The following is a 17,479-nucleotide window of genomic DNA, read 5'->3' as shown; positions in this document are numbered from 1 at the left end:
GGGAGAGATGGGGACGCAGTGGTAGCGCAAACAGAGGTGTCGTCCGGCGCCGACGAGCGGGTCCGCAGACCCGGCCTGCTCGACCGGCTGGTCGTCCGACCGGAGATCGGGTCACTGCTCGGCGCGGTGCTCGTGTTCCTGTTCTTCTCCATCGTGACCGAGCAGTTCCTGAGCCCCGGCGGTGTCGCGACCTGGCTCGACGACGCGTCCACGCTGGGGATCATGGCGGTGGCGGTGGCGCTGCTGATGATCGGCGGCGAGTTCGACCTGTCCGCCGGTGTCATGACCGCGTCCACCGCCCTGGTCACGGCCATCCTCTCCACCCAGCTCGGCTGGAACGTCTGGTTGGCCCTGTTCGCGTCACTGCTGTTCGCGCTGGGCGTCGGTGCGCTCAACGGGTGGCTGGTGATGCGGACGGGGTTGCCCAGCTTCATCGTCACGCTCGGCACGTTCCTCGCGTTGCAGGGCCTCAACCTCGGCATCACGCGGGTCGTCACCGGCACCGTGCAGGTGTCCGGGATGCGCACGACGGACGGCTACGAGTCGGCCGGGTTCCTGTTCGCCTCGACGTTCACCTTCGGCGGCACGTCGTTCTACATCTCGATCGTCTGGTGGGTCCTGTTCACGGTCGTCGCCTCGACGATCCTGCTGCGCACGCGGTTCGGCAACTGGATCTTCGCGGTCGGGGGGTCGGCGCTCAGCTCCCGCGCGGTCGGCGTCCCGGTGATGCGCACGAAGATCTACCTGTTCATGACCACGGCGTTCGCGGCGTGGCTGGTCGGGTCGATCAACATCCTGCGGTTCACCAGCGTGCAGGCCAACCAGGGCATCGGCCTGGAGTTCCAGTTCATCATCGCGGCGGTCATCGGCGGCTGCCTGCTCACCGGCGGCTTCGGCTCCGCGGTGGGCGCGGCCATCGGCGCGCTGATCTTCGGCATGGCGCGCCAGGGCATCGTCTACGCCAACTGGAACAGCGACTGGTTCCAGCTCTTCCTCGGCGTGATGCTGCTGTCCGCGGTGCTGGTCAACAACGCCCTGCGGCGGCGTGCGGAGAGGGTGCGGCGATGACCTCGCTGATCGAGACCACCGAGATCGGCAAGACCTACGGCAGCGTCATCGCGCTGCGGGACGTCTCGACCGTCGTCAACGCGGGCGAGGTGACCTGCGTGCTCGGCGACAACGGCGCGGGCAAGTCCACGCTGATCAAGATCCTCGCCGGGGTGCACCAGCACGACCGGGGGAGCCTGAGGGTGGAGGGCGAGGAGATCAGCTTCTCCTCCCCGCGCGAAGCGCTCGACCACGGGATCGCCACGGTCTACCAGGACCTCGCGGTGGTGCCGCTGATGAGCGTGTGGCGCAACTTCTTCCTGGGCTCCGAACCCACCAGGGGGGTCGGGCCGTTCAAGGTGCTCGACCGCAAGCAGGGCCGCGACGTCACGAAGAAGGCGCTGGCGGAGATGGGCATCGACCTGCGCGACGTCGAGCAGCCCGTCGGCACGCTGTCCGGCGGTGAGCGGCAGTGCGTCGCCATCGCCCGCGCCGTGCACTTCGGGGCGAAGGTGCTGATCCTGGACGAGCCGACCGCCGCGCTCGGCGTGAAGCAGGCCGGGGTGGTGCTGAAGTACGTGGCACGGGCCCGCGACCGCGGCCTCGGCGTCGTGCTGATCACGCACAACCCGCACCACGCCTACCCGGTCGGCGACCGGTTCCTGCTGCTCAAGCGGGGTCGGTCCCTCGGGTCGTACGACAAGGCCGACATCGGCGTCGAGGAGCTGACCCGGCAGATGGCCGGTGGCGCCGAGCTGGACGCGCTGTCCCACGAACTCCGGGCGGCCGGGACGGGGGACGCGGGCTGATGGCGCTGGACGTGCTCGCGGTCGGCCGCGTCGGCGTCGACCTCTACCCCGAGCAGAGCGGTGTCCCGCTGTCCGCCGTGCGCACGTTCGCCAAGTCGCTCGGCGGCACCGCGACCAACGTCGCCGTGGCCGCGGCCCGCCTCGGCCGCCGGACCGCCGTGCTGACCAAGGTCGGCCCGGACGGCTTCGGCGACTACGTCCGGGAGGCGCTGGAGGGGTTCGGCGTGTCGGCGGACCACGTCGGCACCTCGCCGGACCTGCGGACGCCGGTGGTGTTCTGCGAGCTGAACCCGCCGGAGGACCCGCCGCTGCTGTTCTACCGCTCGCCGATCGCGCCGGACCTGACGCTGGTCGAGGCGGACGTGCCGTGGGACGTGGTCGCGGACGTGCCGGTGCTGTGGGTGACCGGGACCGGGGTGTCGACCGAGCCCGCGCGGGGAACCCAGCGCAGGGTGTTGGAGCACCGCGGCCGTCGGGCGCACACCGTGCTGGACCTCGACTACCGGCCGATGTTCTGGTCCGATGTGGACAGTGCGCGCCGGGAGATCGGCTGGATGCTGGACCACGTGACCGTGGCCGTGGGCAACCGGACCGAGGTCGAGGTCGCCGTGGGCACCGCCGACCCGGACGAGGCGGCCCGGCGGCTGCTGGACCGCGGCGTGGAGCTGGCGCTGGTGAAGAAGGGCGCGGAGGGCGTGCTGGTCGCGACCCGCGAGGGGTCGTGGACCGTGCCGCCGCACCCGATCGACGTGGTCTGCGGGCTCGGCGCGGGCGACGCGTTCGGCGGAGCCCTGGCGCACGGCCTGCTCGCGGGCTGGGACCCGGTGCGGATCGCCCGCTACGCCAACGTCGCGGGCGCGCTGGTGGCGTCCCGGCTCGCGTGCGCCGACGCCATGCCCGAACCGCACGAGATCGAGGAGCACCTGTGATCACCGACCAGCGGTGGGCGGAGCTGCTGACCACGCGCGCCACCGACCCCGGCTCGATCCGGCGGGCCTACCAGGCCCGTCGCCGCCGGAAGACCCTGCTGTCCGACCGGGGGACGCTGTTCCTGGTCGCGGCCGACCACCCCGCCCGCGGCGCGCTCGGCGTGGGCGGGGACCCGCTCGCGATGGCGGACCGCCGCTCGCTGCTGGACCGGCTGCTCACCGCGCTGGCCGACCCGGCGGTGGACGGCGTGCTCGGCACGCCGGACGTGGTCGAGGACCTGCTGCTGCTGGACGGCCTGCACGAGAGGGTCGTGATCGGGTCGATGAACCGCGGCGGCCTCGCGGGCGCGGACTGGGAGGTCGACGACCGGTTCACCGCCTACGACGCCCCCTCGATCGCCACGAACGGGCTCGACGGCGGCAAGATGCTGCTGCGCCTGGTCGACTCCGACGCGGGCACCGCCCCGACGCTGGAGGGCTGCGCGCAGGCCGTGTCCGCGCTGGCGCAGCTCGGGCTCATGGCGATGGTCGAACCGCTGCCGTACGACCGGGACGCCGCCGGGAAGCTGGTGCTGCGCGACGACTCCGCGTCACTGGCCCGCGCCGCGGCCATCGCGGCCGGCCTGGGCACGACGTCGGCGCACACCTGGCTCAAGCTCCCCGCGCCCGCCGAACCGGACGTCGCGCTGGGCAGCACGACGCTGCCCGCGCTGGTGCTCGGCGGCGTGCCGTCGTCGCGGCCGGAGGACGACCTGGCCTCCTGGGGCCGCTCGCTGCGGCACCCCGCCGTGCGCGGGCTGGTCGTCGGCCGCGCCCTGCTCTACCCACCGGACGGCGACGTGGCGGGTGCGGTCGCGTCGGCCGCCGCCGTGCTGCGCACGGCGCACGAGGAGGTCACGGCATGAGCTGGCACCGTCCACTCGGGACACTGACCGACGGCGACGACCCGATCCGGCTCGGCCCGGCCGAGGCGGGGTGGACCTACACGGGCCTGCGCGTGCTGGTGCTCGCCGCGGGCGAGAGCCGCGCCGTCGACACCGGCGGGTTCGAGGCGTTCGTGCTGCCCCTCGCGGGCGGCTGCGCGGTGGAGGTCGACGGCGAGCGGTTCGAGCTGACCGGCCGCGAGTCGGTGTTCACCAGGGTCACGGACTTCGCCTACGTGCCGAGGGACGCGCACGTCGTGCTGACGTCCGCCGAGGGAGCCGAGGTGGCGCTGCCGATGGCCCGCTGCGACCGGCGGCTCGCCCCGAGGTACGGCCCGGCCGAGGACGTGCCGGTCGAGGTGCGCGGCGCGGGCAGCGCGACCAGGCAGGTCACCAACTTCGGCGTGCCCGGCGTGTGGGACCACGCGGACAAGCTCGTGGCCTGCGAGCTGATCACGCCCGACGGCAACTGGTCGTCCTACCCGCCGCACAAGCACGACGACTCCGAGCCGTGCGAGGTCGTGAACGAGGAGGTCTACTACTTCCGGATCGCGGGCCGCGACGGTGTCACGCCGTCCCGCGAGGGGTTCGGGCTGCACAGGACCTACACCGGTGACGGCGAGGTGGACGAGGACGTGGCCGTGCGCGACGGCGACGTGTTCCTGATCCCCCGCGGCTACCACGGTCCGTGCGTCGCCGCCCCCGGCTACCCGATGTACTACCTGAACGTCCTGGCCGGACCCGGCGCGGAGCGCTCGCTGGCGTTCTGCGACGACCCCGCGCACACGTGGGTGCGGGGGAGCTGGGCCGACCAGCAGCTCGACCCCCGGTGCCCGGTGACGACCGCGAAGGGACGGACGACATGAGGATGACCACGGCGCAGGCGCTCGTCCGGTGGATGGCGGCGCAGCGGACCGAGCTGTTCGACGGGTCCGAGGCCCCGCTGTTCCCCGGCGTGTTCGCGATCTTCGGCCACGGCAACGTGCTGGGGATCGGCAACGCCCTCGAAGAGGTGCGCGACGAGCTGCCGGTGTGGCGCGGCCACAACGAGCAGGGGATGGCGCTGGCCGCCGTCGGCATCGGCAAGGCCACGCACCGGCGCCAGGTCGGCGTCGCCACGTCGTCGATCGGGCCCGGCGCGCTGAACATGGTGACCGCGGCCGGTGTCGCCCACGCGAACCGGCTGCCGTTGCTGCTGCTGCCGGGCGACACGTTCGTCGGCCGCGCCCCCGACCCGGTGCTCCAGCAGGTCGAGCACTTCCACGACCCGACCACGACCGTCAACGACGCCTTCCGGGCCGTGAGCCGGTACTTCGACCGGATCACCAGGCCGGAGCAGCTGCTGTCGACGCTGCCGCAGGTGGCGCGGGTGCTGACCGACCCCGCCGACTGCGGGCCCGTGACGCTGGCCCTGCCGCAGGACGTCCAGGCTGAGTCCTACGACTTCCCGGACGCCCTGTTCCGGCCCGTGGTGCACAGGCTGGTCCGCCAGCGCCCCGACCTCCGCTCGCTGGTCGACGCGGCGGCGCTGATCACGGGGTCCCGCAAGCCGCTGCTGGTGCTGGGCGGGGGAGTCCGGTACTCCGGCGCGGCGGGCCGGGCGCTGAGGTTCGCCGAGCAGCACCGGATCCCCGTCGTGGAGACCACGGCGGGCCGGACCCTGGTGCCGCACGACCACCCGTTGAACGCCGGTCCGCTCGGGGTCACCGGCTCCACGTCGGCGAACGTGCTGGCCGCGGCGGCCGACGTCGTGATCGCGGTGGGGACGCGGTTGCAGGACTTCACCACGGCGTCGTGGACGGTGTTCTCCCCGGACGTCTCGCTGCTCACGCTGAACGCGGCCCGGTTCGACGCGGTGAAGCACGGCGCGCAGGCGCTGCTGGCGGACGCCGACGAGGGCCTGCGGGAGCTGACCGACCTCCTCGGCGAGTGGCAGGCCGACTCGACGTGGGCCGCCGAGGCGGTGGTCGAGCGGTGCCGGTGGGACGAGCACGTCGACGGGCTCCGCGCGCCGGACACGGACCTGCCCACCTACGCCCAGGTCGTCGGGGTGGTCAACGACCTCAGCACGCCCGAGGACTACGTGATGACGGCGTCCGGCGGGCTGCCCGGCGAGCTGATCGGCGGGTGGCGGGCCGTCGGCGAGTCCACGATGGACGTCGAGTACGGCTTCTCCTGCATGGGCTACGAGCTGGCGGGGGCCTGGGGCGCGGCCATCGCCCGGCCGTCCGGCGTCGTCACCACCCTCGTCGGCGACGGCTCGTACCTGATGCTGAACTCCGAGCTGTTCTCGGCCGCGTTCGCCGGGCACGGGTTCGTGGCCGTGGTGTGCGACAACGACGGGTACGCGGTGATCCACCGGTTGCAGACCGGGCAGGGCGGGGTCGGGTTCAACAACATGTACGCGGACGTGCGGAGCGCGCACGCCGCGCCGCCCCGCACCGACTTCGCCGCGCACGCCGCTTCCCTGGGGTGCGCGGTCTTCGCGGTCGACGAGGTGGACGACCTGGCCGACGCCTACCGGCGGGCCAGGGAGGCGGCCGTCGGTGAACGGCGACCCGCGGTCGTCGTGATCCGGACGCACCCGGCCGCGTGGACCGAGGCGGGCGCCTGGTGGGAGGTCGCCGTTCCCTCGGTCTCGCACCGCGAGGAGATCGACGCCGCCCACGACCGGATGGGGCAGGACAAGGCCCGGCAGGTCCGCTACCTGTGACCCCGCCGCGGCCCCCGGTCGCTAGAGGCCTGGCGGGGCCGGGTGCAGCACGGCCGCGTCGACCGGGGTGCGGGGCAGCGCGGGGCTGATGGCGCCGAGCACGGCCCTCAGCTCACCCTCCAGTTCGGGGTGCTCCCAGAGGACGGCGTGGATCGAGCCGCGCCACTCCGTGGTGAACTCGGCCCTGGCCTGGGTCTGCCGCTCCAGCGGTACCAGGGCCAGTTCGTCGCGCGAGGCCTGGAGCCTGGTCGTGACGAACTCGACCCTGCGCGGCTCGCCGGAGCCCAGCACGCCCGCGACCTCGGTCCGGACTCCCGTCCAGAGGTGCGTGTCCATCGCCTTGACCAGTGCGCCCGCGACCGTGCCCGCCAGCAGGCGGAGCCCTTCGTCCGGCATCCGTTTCCTCTCGAACCTGGTTCTCGCCATCAGTTCTTGCCAGATCCCCCGTGGTAGTTCGGGCCGAAGGTCGAGCCCTTCACGTCGTTGCGGTCGAAGTTCTGGATGACGTCCGCGTTCTGCACGGCTCGCGGGATGCGGATGTCGTTGCCCGCCTGGTAGACCGTGGAGCCGCCGCTCGCCACGGCGTGCTGGTTCACCGTGCCGGCTCGCGCGGGCGGCCGCTCGGTGAGCGGCGCGGGGGCGTCGAGGTTCATCGCGTGCACGTCGCCGTCCGGGATCCACATCCGACCGTGGCCGCTGAAGTTCTTCACGGTCACGTCGACCCTGCGGAAGTCGGCCGGGTTGAGGGACGTGTGGCCCCCGGCGACCAGCGTGTCGTAGAGGTGTTCGGACAGGACGACCACGAGGTCGGCGTTGGGGAAGTCCTCCAGCGCCTGGTGCGCGGCCTCGCTGTTGAGCAGGCGGCTGACCAGGACCGCGTCCTTGCCGGGGAAGCCGTTCGCGCCGTCGACGACGGCGCCGTGGTGCAGGGCCATCCGCATGCGGACCTTGGCCTCGGGGACGCGGTAGCGGTTGACCGACCGGAGTTCGGCGTTCAGCGCCCGCACGTAGTCGTCCACCACGGGGCGCTCCGGGGTGTCGGGGGGCAGGACGGCGAACTCCTCGTCGCCCTTGGGCTGGCGGTGCCACGTGGTGCGGTCGAGGCCCGCCGCGACGCCCGCCCGGTCGAGGCTCTGGACCAGCAGTTCCTGGAGGATCCCCTGGAGCTGGTCGTCGGCCGCCCCGTACTTGCGCAGGTCGCAGCAGACGAGCAGACTGCGCCGAAAGTTGGCCTGGCTCATGGCGGACGACCTCCGGGGGATTCGACAGGCTGCTGCGCAGAGTCACTGTGCTGTACGGCATCGGACGGAAAACCGCAGAAGTGCGGTCTTGTCTCAGTAGCTCGCGAATTCACGCAAACGCCGCAGGTCGGGAACGACCACGTTGCGCCTCAGGTGGCTCACCACGACGCCCGCCTTGCGCAGATCGCTGAAGGCCTTCTCGGCGGTTCGCGGCTTCATGCCCGCGATCGACGCCAGTTCGACTTTGGTCAGCGGGATTCCCAGCACCCACCCCTCGGTCTCTTCTCGGCCATAGGTCTGCACCAATTCGCAGACCACCCTGGCCACCCTCTCGGCGGCGGGGTGGGAGAGGAAATCGCGCCTGCGCTGATTGGCCCACCGGAGCCGGTCGTTCGTCATCGCGAACAATTCGAGGAACGCGTCGTTGCGGCGGTGCAGAAAGGCGGTCAGCTCGGCGGCGCTGATCATCTTGGCGACCACGTCCCCGCAGGTCACCACGGTGGCGGACCGCGGCTTCTGGTCCAGCGCGGACATCTCGCCCACGAGGTCGCCCGCGACGCGGATGGCCAGCAGCGCCGTGTTGCCGGTCTCGTCCGACGCCTGGACCTTCACGACACCGTCCAGCAGCAGGAGGACGTGGGTGTCCTTCGCGTCCTGCTCGATGACTTCCTTGTCCGCCGGATAGCGAACGACCGTCCCGATGTTCAGCAGTTCCTGTCTCGGGCCCTCGCGCAGGCGACCCAGCAGGCTGTTCGACGGCCACGCGAGATCCTGTGTTGCTGTCGGCAATGGCATTTGGATCCTGGTTACTCGTCGGTACCGGCGGGCGATGTGAAAATCGAATTCATCGTGAGCGCACACTCGTACCCGAGAGTAAGTGTGTGCGGCGGAGACCCCGAACGTGCAGGGGAGAGTACACCCAATTGGACGCACGGCGCAGGTGATACGGCTTATCACCAATTTGATGATCAACTTCTATTGGGAATGGATACCGGACGGACTGGAATTCCGCTGCTCCCACCAGGTGTGATCCGCGTCCGCGGGGGAACAACACGCCGGACGTCGAACCTTGCACGACACAGCGTCCCCGAGAGAAGGAGCCCGCTGTGAGCCTCCTGTTCACCCCGCTCGACCTGCGGTCGGTGACCCTGCCGAACCGCATCGCCGTGAGCCCGATGTGCCAGTACTCGGCGGTGGACGGCCTGCCCGACAACTGGCACCTGGTCCACCTCGGCTCCCGTGCCGTCGGCGGTGCGGGCCTGGTCATCACCGAGGCCACGTCCGTCCAGGACGTCGGCCGCATCTCACCCGGCGACACCGGGATCTGGAACGACGAGCAGCGGGAGGCGTGGCGGCCGATCGCCCGGTTCATCCGCGAGCACGGCGCCGTCGCCGGGATGCAGCTGGCCCACGCGGGCCGCAAGGCCTCCACCCGCGCGCCGTTCGACGACGTGCAGGGCGGCGTGCCGGACGAGGAGGGCGGCTGGACGCCCGTCGGGGTGGGCACCGAGCCGTTCAGCGAGAGCTACCGCACGCCGGTCGAACTGGACGAGGACGGCGTCCGGCAGGTCGTCCGCGACTTCGCCGCAGGCGCTCGGCGGGCCGTCGACGCAGGCTTCCAGCTCGTCGAGGTCCACGCCGCCCACGGCTACCTGCTGCACCAGTTCCTGTCGCCGCTCACCAACAAGCGCACCGACGCCTACGGCGGCGACTTCGAGGGCCGCACCCGGCTGGCCGTCGAGGTGACGGCGGCCGTGCGCGCCGAGGTCGGCGAGGACGTGCCCGTGCTCGTCCGCATCTCCGCCACCGACTGGGTCGACGGGGGGTGGGACGAGCAGGACAGCATCCGGCTCTCGCGCGCCCTGGCGGACGTCGGCGCCGACCTGATCGACGCGTCGACCGGCGGCCTGGTGCCGGACGCCAAGATCGCCTTGGGACCGGGGTACCAGGTGCCGTTCGCCGACGCCGTTCGGAACAAGGCCGAAGTGCCCACCGGGGCCGTCGGACTCATCACCGACGCCCGGCAGGCTGAGACGATCCTCGCCGACGGGTCGGCGGACATCGTCCTACTGGCGCGCGAACTGCTCCGCGACCCGTACTGGCCGCTGCGCGCAGCAAGCCAGCTCGGGGCGGAGGTGAGGGCACCCAAGCAGTACGCGAGGGCGCTGTAGAAGGTCCCGAGACTTCAAGGGTTGAGCTGCTTGTGGCAGCTCAACCCTTGAGAGTCCCAGGTTGATTCAGCGACGGTAGTCGTCGTATCCGTCTTCCGACGGATCGTCTGGTCGCTCGTCGCTGAAGTGTCCATTCGCGGACTCGCCGCTGGACAGCTCGCGTTGCAAGGCGTCAAAGTCGGTGGAATGGGAGCTGTACTTAAGCTCTCGGGCCACCTTCGTCTGCTTGGCCTTCGCTCGGCCGCGCCCCATGGCTCGACCCCCTCAGACAGGGACGGGGGCGGCCGGGGGAACGGCGGCCCCACTCGTCTCGACAACTAGTTCCTGGTAACTACCGTACCGTGTCGATGGGGTTCCTCGCGACGCGGTAGGCCCTGGGAGTTGTGAGACGCACCGCCCAATCTCCTCCGAGGGCCTCCATGGCACGATGCACACGTGCCTCGACCGTTCGTCGCCTACCTCCGGGTGTACGAGCCGCTGTCGGCACTCGAACCCGCGTTGGCTGATCAGGTGCGTCGCGCGCTCGAAAAAGGACCGCTGAGCCGAGCCGACGCCGGGAACCGCGAACGCGAGCTGTGGTTGCGGTCACAGTTGGCCACGCCGCCGAGATTGCTGCCCGGAGATCGGTCCGACGGGCGTGGCGCGGCCCCTAACGCTCCCTTCGACGTGATGACCATCAGTCCGGCCGAGGTGCCCACCAGCGACGCCGCCCGAGTCGGGCCACCGCCCCTGGTCTGCCCCCTGGACCTGCGGGCCAGGTCGGCCGCCGGGCTCATCGGCTTCCTGGCCCAGTCGACCGGACCGCTGCGCGAGGAGGCCCTGCACCTGGGCGCCGACGAGGCGCGCTCGCGAGCGGCCTTCGTGATGGCCGAGCTGAACGCCGGGGCCGTCCACGTGGTGTCGACGACGTGGACCGTGCCCCTGCCGTGGTTCGCGCTGGTGGACCCGGACACGAGGCGCATCGTGCTGGCCCCGCAGAACGATCCCGCCCGGCAGCTGTCCTGGCGGGTGGCGATGGCTGACGCGCGGCGGCGGATCGCTCGGGCTCACACGATCGTGAAGCGCTCGATCGGGGAGAACGGGCCTGCTCGGGTGCTGGCGGACACCGGACGGTGGCTGGAGAACTTCCACCCTCACTCGGCCGTGGAGTTGGACTACGGCGGGTTGGTGCAGCTGGTCGAGGACAAGGACCTGCTGGAGGACACGTCGGCCCAGGACGTGAACGCGATCATCGACGCGTTGGAGGCCGGGGACTCGGAGGCCGTGGCGCTCCGGTACGAGTCGTTGCGGGAGTTCTGGTCGGAGTTGGGGCTGCGGGAGCGGCACGGGTGAATTCGTTGGCCTCCGCTGGCCGCCGTTGGCTTCCGTTGGCTTCCCGGGAGTGTCAGACCCCTGTCGTAGCGTGTGTGTCGGGGGGTCCTGCTCGGTGGGGGACGCCTGGTTCTGGCTGGTCGCGGGGTTGTGGGTCGGGTTCGGTGAGTTTGTGCGGCTGTGGGGCTGTTGGGTGGGGCTGTCCCCCCGATGCGCGAGTGTCGTCATGGCCGGGCGTACCGCGTCAAGGCGGGAAAGATGCCTTGACCCGGCACGTCCGGCCATGAGGGCGCTGGGGATCGGGGGGCCGGGTGGGGTGTGGGTGACAGTCGGCTTTGTGCGGGTCCGCTTGGCGGTGGCGGGTCGCCTTTGGAGGTCCGCTTGGGCGGTGGTGGGTCGCCTTCGGGGGTCCGCTTGGCGGTGGTCAGTCGGCTTGTGTCGGTCCGCTTTGGTGGTTGTGGTCGGCTTGGGCGGGTCCGCTTGGCGGTGGTCGGTCGCCTTTGGGGGTCCGCTTGGCCGTGGTGGCCGGCTTGCTGCTCAGGCCGTCGGCGCGAAGGCTCGGTCGCGCAGCAGCAGTCGGGCCGCCGTGCCCGCCGTGGCCGCCAGCAGCAGGGCTGCTTGCCAGGACGCGCTGACCACCACCCAGCCCGCCACGGCCGGGGTCACCGACGCGCTCAGGTAGTTGGCGGTGTTCTGCATCCCCAGTGCCGTGCCGCTGCTCCCCTCCGGTGCCATCTCCGCCGCCGCCGTCACCGCCAGGCCGTTCCAGCACAGCGCCAGTGCCGCCGTGGGGAGCAGGACCGTCGCCAGCAGCCAGACCGGTGCTCCCAGCAGCGCCGCCGACAGCAGGAAACCCGCGGTGACCAGCACGCTGACGGTGCGCAGCGGGCCAAGGCGGCTTCCCACCCTGTCCGACCAGATGCCCACGCCCAGCCTGCCCGCGCCTCCCAGCACCTGCGCTGCCGCGAACAGGGTCGCTGCCGCTCCCAGGGCCAGGCCGCGGTGTTCGTGCAGGAGTTCGACCATGAGCGCCGCGGCGGTGAACTGGGGGACCACCAGGAGGCCGCTGGCGGTGCTGAGGCGGATCAGGCCGCGGTCGCGGAGGATCACGCCCTGGCCGCTGGTGGAGCGGACGGCGTTCGGGGGTTCGCGGATGAAGACCGCGACCGTGAGCGCCACCAGGGCGGTGAAGGCGCTCAGCGCCAGGAAGGCCGCTGGGACACCCGCGTCGGCGGCCACCACCGGCAGGGCCACGGCCGCCGCCGCCGCACCCAGCGGGGTCGCTGTCTGGCGGATGCCCATGGCCAGGCCGCGTCGGTCCCTGGTGAACCAGGTCATCACGGCTCGGCCGCTGGCCGCGTTGACGCTGGCGCCGAACACGCCCGCCCCCAGCAGGGCGGCGCCCGCCAGCAGGGCGTGGTCGGTGGCGGCCAGTGCCAGGCAGGTGGCCGCCCCCGCGCCGCCGATCGTCATGACCAGCCGCTCGCCCCTGCGGTCCGCCAGCGCGCCCCAGGTGACGAGGGTGAGCATCGTGCCGAGGTTGACCGCGCCCACCAGCAGGCCCACCTGCGGCAGGGTCAGGTCGAAGTGGGCTCTCAGCTGCGGGGTGAGTGCGGGCAGGCCGAGGAAGACGGCCGCGTTGGTGCCCTGCGCGAGGGCGCCCACGCCCAGAACCACCCACCGGTAGCGACCAGCCATGGCTGCACCGTAGGCCCGGTGTCCACTGGTCGGGAAGAAACTCCCACAGTGCGGGAACTCATGCCTGCGGCGGACGCACGGTTAGTGCATTTGCACGTGCAGCAGCAAAAAAGCCGCCCGGCACGCCCCGCGGGGCACGTCGAAGCGGCGAAGTCCGCCGTGCCCGCACGTGGTGCCGGGCCTCCGGTACTACTCCCTCAGCCGGTTGTTCGGCCTGCCGCGCTCGTTCGCGAGCAGGTCGTCCACCGACGCGCTACCGCGCTGGTAGCGGCCCGCGATCTCGGCGTTGAGCTGGTCCATGACGACCTGCACCTGACGGCGGCGCTGGGAAACCGAGGCTTCCTCGCCGATGAAGGTGCGCAGGGTCAGGTCCAGCTTCTCGTCCGACAGCGTGCTGACGTCCGAGAGGTCCACGTCCGAGACGAGGGCTTCCACGTGCCGCTGGTGGGCGTCCGCCCGTGACGGCTCGTGGCTCTGGTAGCGGCCGAGGCCGGTCGACGGACCCACCGCGTTGGACGCGAGGATCGTCGCCAGCTGGTCGACCACGGACGAACCGCCATCGGTCCGCCGCAGCTTCTCCGCACGCACGATGTCGATCCGCGCGTGCAGCAGGCGTCGTAGGTAGGAAAGATCGGTCTCTTCTTGCGCCGCTTCGTCGCGCAGTGCGCGCACGTCGGCTAGAGGGCGTTGCTCGACGCCCTCTGCGTAGTCAGGGGCGAGCACCCTGTCGATACGGCGGCGTCCGCCAGGACGCACCTCGATCACGTACTCATCCTGAGGTAGATCCTGCTCAGCCGCCAACACGAACCTGCTTCCAAAGTGGTGTCAAACCTGTACCGGACTGTGCGCACCCAGTAGTTCCCGTGCCCCGGCCACCGGGAGCGGTGGCCGTTGGGCGATCTTGGCCAGCCCCGCGGCGCGCGCCACGAGCTGGACGTCGTCCCGTGCGGCCTGCCCGTCGGCGTAGTCGGCGGTGTCCGCGGTGCCCACGCGGAGGTGACCACCGGTCGCCAGCGCGGTGAGCATGACCGGGATGGTCGACCCGCCGAGGCCCGCCGCCGAGAAGGTCGCCCCCTCCGGGAGGAGACGCACGGCGTCGACCAGGGTTGCCGCGTCGCCCGGAGATCCACCCGGAGCGCCCAGCACGAGGCCGACGTGCACGCGGTCGCCCAGCGGGAGGCCGTGGTCGTCGAGGAGCCGTCGCAGGGCGCTGACCTGCTCGATCCGGGTGATCTCGTACTCCGCCGCGACCCCGCGGTCCCGCAGGGCCGCGTGCAGCCTGACGAGCGCCGCCCAGCCGTCCTCGGACTCCGCGCCCGCCAGCGGGCAGGAGGCGCAGTCGGGGCGGGCGTCGAGCGCGCGTTCGTCGGTGACGTCGGCCAACTGGACCAGCAGGTCCGTCCGTTCGCGCACCCCGGCCACGGTCTCCGCGAGCCTGCCCGGCTCGGCGAGCGGCAGGCGCACGACGCTCACGCCCACGCGCTCGCTGTTCTGCGCGGCTCCCACCAGGACGTCGGTCGACTCCGTCCATCGGGGGACGACGGTGAGCATCGTGCCGGGGGAGCCGGTGCGGGCCATGCCGAAATACTGGCACAGGTCCGGCGCCGGACGACGGGGCACGCAACCGCCTGACGTCCCGGTACCGGTTCCGGAGGACCCGGACCGTCAGCGACCCAGGTTCCTCGCCGCTTCCCGGCCGAGGGCGGGGGTGTCCGGCGGGACCGAGTCCGGGTCGATCGCGCCCTGCACGATCCGGTCGTCGACCCCGAGCAGCAGCTCCGCGTCCACCGGCACCGAGCGCTTGACCAGCGCCAGGGCCACCGTGCCCAGCTCGTGGTGCAGGGCGACGCTGCCGACCCGGCCGACCACGCGCTCGCCGAGCAGCACCGGGTCTCCGGTCCGCGGCTGCACCTCGCGGGAGCCGTCCAGGTGCAGCAGCAGCATCCGCCGCGGCGGGCGGCCGACGTTGTGCACCTTCGACACGGTCTCCTGGCCCCGGTAGCACCCCTTGTCCAGGTGCACGGCGGAGCCGATCCAGTTCACCTCGTGCGGGATGGTCTTCTCGTCGGTGTCGATCCCGAGCCGGGGGTGCAGCGACTCGACGCGCAGCGCCTCGAACGCCCACGTGCCCGCGGGCCGGGCGCCCGCGTCGGTCAGCCGGCCCCACCACGCGACGAGGTCGGCGCGCGGCACGAGCAGGTCGACCGCGTCGTGGCCGGGCCACGTCATCCGGCGCGCGAGCCCGCCGTCCGGCAGGGCCACGGCCTCGTCCGGCGCGGCGGGCACCGGCACGCCCAGCTTCGCCAGCAGCGCGGTCACCTCCGGGCCGACCAGCGACAGCACCGCCAGCTCCGCCGTCGCGTCCCGCGGCTCGACCTTCGACCAGAACCGCATCGAGTCCAGGTACTTGAGCAGCGGCTCGGTGGTGGCGGTCTCGACGTCGAGGTAGACGGTGCCGCCGACGTTCGCGACGACCGCGTGGTGCTCGACCCGGCCCTGGACGTCCAGCACCAGCGCCTCGGTGCCCCGGCCCTCGGCCAGCGCGGCGAAGTGCTGGCTGGTCAGCGAGTGCAGCCAGCTCAGCCGGTCGTCACCGGGCACGGCGATCACGCCGCGGTGGGAGCGGTCGAACACCGCGACGGACCGCGCCGCCGACCGCTGCTCGGCGAACGGGTCGCCGAAGTGCCACGGCACGCCCTGGTCGGGGGCGCCGTCGAACGGTGCGACGGCACCCGGTGCGGTGAGCAGCGGTGAATTCACTCGGACTCCAGTTCCAGGCATTCCCGGCACGTGCCGGACAGCGCGAGGTGGCTCGCGTCAAGTTCGAACCCGTAGGCCTCGCCCAGTGTTCCTGCCAGCCCTTCGAGCAGGTCGCACGGGATCTCGTCCATCCGCCCGCAGCGGTGGCAGACGAGGTGGACGTGCTCGTGGTCGTCGGCCGAGTACGTCGGCGCGCCGTGCCCGAGGTGCGTGTGCCGGACCAGGCCGAGCTTGTCGAGCAGGTCGAGGGTCCGGTAGATGGTCGTGATGTTCACCGTCGACGCGGTCGCCTGGACCCTGGTGCAGATCTGCTCGGGTGTCGCGTGCCCCAGTTCGCGCACCGCGTCGAGCACGAGCTGCCGCTGGGGTGTCATGCGCATGCCGCGCTCGTGCAACGTCTTGCGCAACGCCTGCCTGCCGCTTGCGGTCTCCACCACACCGATGGTAGGCCGTGAGTAGTCTGCCCGTATGCGCGTGCTGGCTCTTCTCGACGGAACCCTGGCCGACCCCGACGCCCCGCTGCTGCGGGTGGACGACCTCGGGCTGATGCGCGGCGACGGGATCTTCGAGACCGTTCTCGTCGTCGACGGCAAGCCGAGGGAGCTCGACCCCCACCTCGACCGGCTGGCCAGGTCCGCGGCGATGCTGGAGCTCCCCGAGCCCGACCGGGCGGCGTTCGAGCGGGCCACCTCGCTCGTGCTGGACAACTGGTCCGGTGGCTCGGAGATGGCGCTGAAGCTCGTCTACACCCGTGGGGTCGAGGGCGGCGACGGCACGCCCACCGGCTTCGCGCTCGGCCTGCCGATCGGCGCGAAGGTGCTGGCCCAGCGCGCGGCGGGCATCTCCGCGGTCACCCTGGACCGCGGCATCGAGCCCGGTCTGGCCGACCGCGCCCCGTGGCTGCTGCTCGGCGCCAAGACCCTGTCGTACGCGGTCAACATGGCGGCGCTGCGCGAGGCCGAGCGCCGGGGCGCCGACGAGGTCGTCTTCACCACCTCCAGCGGCAGCGTCCTCGAAGGCCCCACCTCGACCCTGCTCGCGGTCGACGGCCGCACGATCACCACGCCGCCCGCGACCCTCGGCATCCTCCCCGGCACCACCCAGGCCGCCCTGTTCCGCGCCGCGGAGCGCCGGGGTTGGACCGTCGTCGTCGCACCGATCCCGGCGGCGGACCTGCACACCGTCGACGGCGTCTTCCTGGTGTCGAGCGTCCGCAAGATCACCCGCGTCCACACCCTCGACGGCAAGCCGCTGACCGATTCCTCCGCGCTGGCGGCGGAACTGTCGGACCTCTACGAGTCGGAGTACTAGCCGCCCCCGTTCCATTCGGGGAACGGCCGGGTTTCCGTCACCGATAATTCGCTAGAGATATTTCGACGATGTCCGCGCGGCGATTCCCGGCCCCGCCCGCCGCGGAATTCCGCGGGGGCCGCCCCGATGATCGGGACGGCCCCGCGGAACGATTACCGCAAGCCCGCGTCGACCGCGTTGATCAACGTTCCGGTGTCACCGGACATCTCCCGGAACACGGCTCCGAGCAATCCCCTGCTCTTGATCCACGCGGTCTTCTTCCCGATCGACCAGACGTCGTCGAACGTCCACCACTGGCCGCCCGCGCCCGTGTAGCAGTAGGTGGCCACGGCGACCTCGTCGTGCCGCGCCGTGCACCCCGGAACGCTCGCCACCAGGTTCGCGTACCCGCGCCGTGGAAGTCGTAGCCCTGGACGTTGAAGATGTCCATGGGCCTGGGGACCTCCGCCAGCTCCCAGCCCGCCGCGATCTTCGCCGGGTCGGCCGGGGTGAACGCGGTGATCTGGTAGCGCTTGCCCGTCGTCGTGGACAGCGCGTCGAGCTGCTTGCGGAACTCGGCGATCAGC

At 71.8% G+C, this 17,479-nt stretch carries 18 protein-coding genes and 1 pseudogene; 9 read left to right on the top strand and 10 right to left on the bottom strand.

The window, feature by feature from the left end; translation table 11 throughout:
• Positions 1-18: 18 nt before the first annotated feature.
• Genes AC156L_RS14410 through iolD form a run of 6 tightly spaced genes read left to right on the top strand, consistent with a single transcriptional unit; the run spans position 19 to position 6,421 of the window.
• Complete coding sequence (locus AC156L_RS14410; RefSeq protein ID WP_330877001.1) at positions 19-1,068, top strand: ABC transporter permease; 1,050 nt, start codon at positions 19-21, stop codon at positions 1,066-1,068.
• Positions 1,065-1,856 carry an ATP-binding cassette domain-containing protein gene (locus AC156L_RS14405; RefSeq protein ID WP_330877000.1) on the top strand — a complete coding sequence of 264 codons (792 nt, stop codon included), beginning with the start codon at positions 1,065-1,067 and terminating at the stop codon, positions 1,854-1,856. The genes AC156L_RS14410 and AC156L_RS14405 overlap by 4 nt, the downstream gene beginning before the upstream one ends.
• A complete protein-coding gene (gene iolC, locus AC156L_RS14400; RefSeq protein ID WP_330876999.1) occupies positions 1,856-2,785 on the top strand; it encodes a 5-dehydro-2-deoxygluconokinase in 930 nt (309 codons plus the stop codon). The genes AC156L_RS14405 and iolC overlap by 1 nt, the downstream gene beginning before the upstream one ends.
• Positions 2,782-3,690, top strand: coding sequence for a Cgl0159 family (beta/alpha)8-fold protein (locus AC156L_RS14395; RefSeq protein ID WP_330876998.1), 909 nt, complete (start codon positions 2,782-2,784; stop codon positions 3,688-3,690). The genes iolC and AC156L_RS14395 overlap by 4 nt, the downstream gene beginning before the upstream one ends.
• Positions 3,687-4,574 carry a 5-deoxy-glucuronate isomerase gene (iolB, locus tag AC156L_RS14390; protein WP_330876997.1) on the top strand — a complete coding sequence of 296 codons (888 nt, stop codon included), beginning with the start codon at positions 3,687-3,689 and terminating at the stop codon, positions 4,572-4,574. Before AC156L_RS14395 ends, iolB begins: the two co-directional genes overlap by 4 nt.
• Positions 4,571-6,421: a 3D-(3,5/4)-trihydroxycyclohexane-1,2-dione acylhydrolase (decyclizing) gene (iolD, locus tag AC156L_RS14385; protein WP_330876996.1), complete on the top strand. Its 1,851-nt coding sequence runs from the start codon at positions 4,571-4,573 to the stop codon at positions 6,419-6,421. Before iolB ends, iolD begins: the two co-directional genes overlap by 4 nt.
• A gap of 21 nt (positions 6,422-6,442) precedes the next feature.
• Here iolD and AC156L_RS14380 read toward each other — a convergent pair whose 3' ends face one another.
• From AC156L_RS14380 to AC156L_RS14370, 3 genes are all read right to left on the bottom strand, one after another.
• Positions 6,443-6,817 (bottom strand): hypothetical protein, encoded by a 375-nt coding sequence (locus AC156L_RS14380; RefSeq protein ID WP_330876995.1) that lies wholly within the window; start codon positions 6,815-6,817, stop codon positions 6,443-6,445.
• Positions 6,818-6,846: 29 nt separating this feature from the next.
• A complete protein-coding gene (locus AC156L_RS14375) occupies positions 6,847-7,662 on the bottom strand; it encodes a hypothetical protein (protein ID WP_330876994.1) in 816 nt (271 codons plus the stop codon).
• A gap of 93 nt (positions 7,663-7,755) precedes the next feature.
• Positions 7,756-8,457, bottom strand: a complete 702-nt coding sequence (locus AC156L_RS14370; protein WP_330876993.1) for a Crp/Fnr family transcriptional regulator — start codon at positions 8,455-8,457, stop codon at positions 7,756-7,758.
• A gap of 311 nt (positions 8,458-8,768) precedes the next feature.
• Between AC156L_RS14370 and AC156L_RS14365 the strand changes: the two genes are divergently transcribed.
• Positions 8,769-9,833, top strand: coding sequence for an NADH:flavin oxidoreductase/NADH oxidase (locus tag AC156L_RS14365; RefSeq protein WP_330876992.1), 1,065 nt, complete (start codon positions 8,769-8,771; stop codon positions 9,831-9,833).
• Between the two features lie 66 nt (positions 9,834-9,899).
• On the opposite strand, the gene AC156L_RS14360 is transcribed toward AC156L_RS14365, so the two are convergent.
• The gene (locus tag AC156L_RS14360) at positions 9,900-10,085 is read right to left on the bottom strand and encodes a DUF3073 domain-containing protein (protein ID WP_106196235.1); all 186 of its coding nucleotides are present in this window, start codon (positions 10,083-10,085) and stop codon (positions 9,900-9,902) included.
• A gap of 183 nt (positions 10,086-10,268) precedes the next feature.
• Between AC156L_RS14360 and AC156L_RS14355 the strand changes: the two genes are divergently transcribed.
• Complete coding sequence (locus AC156L_RS14355) at positions 10,269-11,165, top strand: DUF8083 family protein (protein ID WP_484406914.1); 897 nt, start codon at positions 10,269-10,271, stop codon at positions 11,163-11,165.
• Positions 11,166-11,681: 516 nt separating this feature from the next.
• On the opposite strand, the gene AC156L_RS14350 is transcribed toward AC156L_RS14355, so the two are convergent.
• The 5 genes from AC156L_RS14350 to AC156L_RS14330 all read right to left on the bottom strand — a co-directional run bounded on the left by AC156L_RS14350 (position 11,682) and on the right by AC156L_RS14330 (position 16,036).
• Positions 11,682-12,842 carry an MFS transporter gene (locus tag AC156L_RS14350; protein WP_330879258.1) on the bottom strand — a complete coding sequence of 387 codons (1,161 nt, stop codon included), beginning with the start codon at positions 12,840-12,842 and terminating at the stop codon, positions 11,682-11,684.
• Between the two features lie 189 nt (positions 12,843-13,031).
• Positions 13,032-13,607 carry an RsiG family protein gene (locus AC156L_RS14345; RefSeq protein WP_330879262.1) on the bottom strand — a complete coding sequence of 192 codons (576 nt, stop codon included), beginning with the start codon at positions 13,605-13,607 and terminating at the stop codon, positions 13,032-13,034.
• Positions 13,608-13,667: 60 nt separating this feature from the next.
• On the bottom strand, positions 13,668-14,420 hold the full coding sequence (locus tag AC156L_RS14340) for a 3-keto-5-aminohexanoate cleavage protein (protein ID WP_330879259.1): 753 nt from the start codon (positions 14,418-14,420) through the stop codon (positions 13,668-13,670).
• An 87-nt stretch (positions 14,421-14,507) separates the two neighbouring features.
• Positions 14,508-15,623 (bottom strand): CAF17-like 4Fe-4S cluster assembly/insertion protein YgfZ, encoded by a 1,116-nt coding sequence (gene ygfZ / locus AC156L_RS14335; protein WP_330879260.1) that lies wholly within the window; start codon positions 15,621-15,623, stop codon positions 14,508-14,510.
• Positions 15,599-16,036: a Fur family transcriptional regulator gene (locus tag AC156L_RS14330; protein WP_484406912.1), complete on the bottom strand. Its 438-nt coding sequence runs from the start codon at positions 16,034-16,036 to the stop codon at positions 15,599-15,601. The genes ygfZ and AC156L_RS14330 overlap by 25 nt, the downstream gene beginning before the upstream one ends.
• 34 nt (positions 16,037-16,070) lie before the next feature.
• Here AC156L_RS14330 and AC156L_RS14325 point away from each other — a divergent pair, with 34 nt between their 5' ends.
• Entirely contained in the window at positions 16,071-16,913 is an 843-nt protein-coding gene (locus tag AC156L_RS14325) for an aminodeoxychorismate lyase (protein WP_330879261.1), read from the top strand.
• A 152-nt stretch (positions 16,914-17,065) separates the two neighbouring features.
• On the opposite strand, the pseudogene AC156L_RS14320 reads toward AC156L_RS14325, so the two are convergent.
• Positions 17,066-17,479, bottom strand: a pseudogene (locus AC156L_RS14320) (hypothetical protein); the annotation flags it as partial.

Source organism: Umezawaea sp., from assembly GCF_057122925.1.
Note: the sequence above shows the minus strand (reverse complement) of the source record. Positions and strands in the feature narration are given on the sequence as shown.

Coding starts and splice junctions, on each gene's coding strand:
- AC156L_RS14380 (WP_330876995.1), bottom strand. CDS start 6,817: ATGCCGGACGAAGGGCTCCGCCTGCTGGCGGGCACGGTCGCGGGCGCA.
- iolD (WP_330876996.1), top strand. CDS start 4,571: ATGAGGATGACCACGGCGCAGGCGCTCGTCCGGTGGATGGCGGCGCAG.
- ygfZ (WP_330879260.1), bottom strand. CDS start 15,623: ATGCCTGGAACTGGAGTCCGAGTGAATTCACCGCTGCTCACCGCACCG.
- iolC (WP_330876999.1), top strand. CDS start 1,856: ATGGCGCTGGACGTGCTCGCGGTCGGCCGCGTCGGCGTCGACCTCTAC.
- AC156L_RS14340 (WP_330879259.1), bottom strand. CDS start 14,420: ATGGCCCGCACCGGCTCCCCCGGCACGATGCTCACCGTCGTCCCCCGA.
- AC156L_RS14375 (WP_330876994.1), bottom strand. CDS start 7,662: ATGAGCCAGGCCAACTTTCGGCGCAGTCTGCTCGTCTGCTGCGACCTG.
- AC156L_RS14405 (WP_330877000.1), top strand. CDS start 1,065: ATGACCTCGCTGATCGAGACCACCGAGATCGGCAAGACCTACGGCAGC.
- AC156L_RS14370 (WP_330876993.1), bottom strand. CDS start 8,457: ATGCCATTGCCGACAGCAACACAGGATCTCGCGTGGCCGTCGAACAGC.
- iolB (WP_330876997.1), top strand. CDS start 3,687: ATGAGCTGGCACCGTCCACTCGGGACACTGACCGACGGCGACGACCCG.
- AC156L_RS14350 (WP_330879258.1), bottom strand. CDS start 12,842: ATGGCTGGTCGCTACCGGTGGGTGGTTCTGGGCGTGGGCGCCCTCGCG.
- AC156L_RS14325 (WP_330879261.1), top strand. CDS start 16,071: ATGCGCGTGCTGGCTCTTCTCGACGGAACCCTGGCCGACCCCGACGCC.
- AC156L_RS14360 (WP_106196235.1), bottom strand. CDS start 10,085: ATGGGGCGCGGCCGAGCGAAGGCCAAGCAGACGAAGGTGGCCCGAGAG.